The following is a 1,040-nucleotide window of genomic DNA, read 5'->3' on the forward strand; positions in this document are numbered from 1 at the left end:
CGGTGGGCCGCCCTCGAGCTGCCGCCGGGCGTCGATGACGCGCGCGTTGAAGTCCGCGACGGCGTCGCGCACCAGCCGCTCGGAGGGGAGCGCGTCGAGCCGAGCGTCGAGCTCGGCATCCTCGACGCGCAGCAGCAGCGCCTTCGGGCCGAGGCCGGTCAGGTGCTCGCGCTGGATGAGGCCCTTGATCCACCAGTCGGGATCGTACGTGCCGCCGAGGCCCGGGATCGGCTTGCCCGCGTACTGGAGGTGATCGAACTCGCCGCGCGCCATCGCGTCGCGGATGAGATAGTCGGCGCGGCGGGCGTAGTCGAACTTCAGGCGCTTCTGGCGCAGTTCCTCGTCGAGCCGCTCCTCGTCGAGCCGCTCCTCGTTGAGCTGGCCGTCGCGACTCGGGCCGCCGCGACTCTGGCCGTCGCGAATCTGGCTGTCGTGACTCGGGCTGTGGCCCGCGGCCCGAAGCTCCGCGGCCCGCTCGAGCCGTTGCTGTCGATCGTCCGGTCCCCGTGCGTTCATCTCTTCCAGTATCCGACGCACGCGCATACTGGATCGCATGGCATGGCCCCAGCGGGACAAGCTTCCGGACAACTACGGCGAGGAGAGCCCCGGCCGGTACGCGAGCCGCGGCGAAGCGGGGCGAGCCCTCGCGGCGGTCCTCCCGGGGATCCTCACGAGCCTCGCTGACGTCCCCTCAGGACCCGCCGGCCACTCCGCCCCGTCTACCCTGCCCCCGCTCGTCCTCGGCCTGAGCCGTGGCGGAGTCGCCGTCGCCGCCGAGGTCGCGCGAGCCCTCCGCCTCCCGTTCGACGTCGTCCCGGCGCGCAAGCTCGGCATCCCCGGCCACGAGGAGGTCGCGTTCGGGGCGATCGCGTCGTGCGACGGCGAGCGCCGCTCCGACGTCGACGCGCTGCTGGTCCGGCGGCTCCTCGCCTCAGGCTTCACGGAAGAAGCGCTCGACCGCATCCGGGAGCGGGAATCGGCCGAGCTCGAGCGGCAGGAGACCCTGTACCTCGGCGGGCGCAGCCAGGGCGCCGGGGGCC

General features: G+C 73.3%; 1 protein-coding gene and 1 pseudogene. One reads left to right on the forward strand and one right to left on the reverse strand.

The annotated features are described in order from the left end of the window. Window positions 1-516, reverse strand: a 516-nt coding sequence (locus tag ACLN58_RS22510) for a DUF1992 domain-containing protein (RefSeq protein ID WP_415857426.1), incomplete at its 3' end; no start/stop codon positions are given. A gap of 37 nt (window positions 517-553) precedes the next feature. Here ACLN58_RS22510 and ACLN58_RS22515 point away from each other — a divergent pair. Further along, a pseudogene (locus ACLN58_RS22515) lies at window positions 554-1,040 on the forward strand (hypothetical protein); the annotation flags it as partial.

The sequence above is a fragment of the Sinomonas sp. G460-2 genome, from assembly GCF_047759905.1.
Classification (GTDB): Bacteria; Actinomycetota; Actinomycetes; order Actinomycetales; family Micrococcaceae; genus Sinomonas.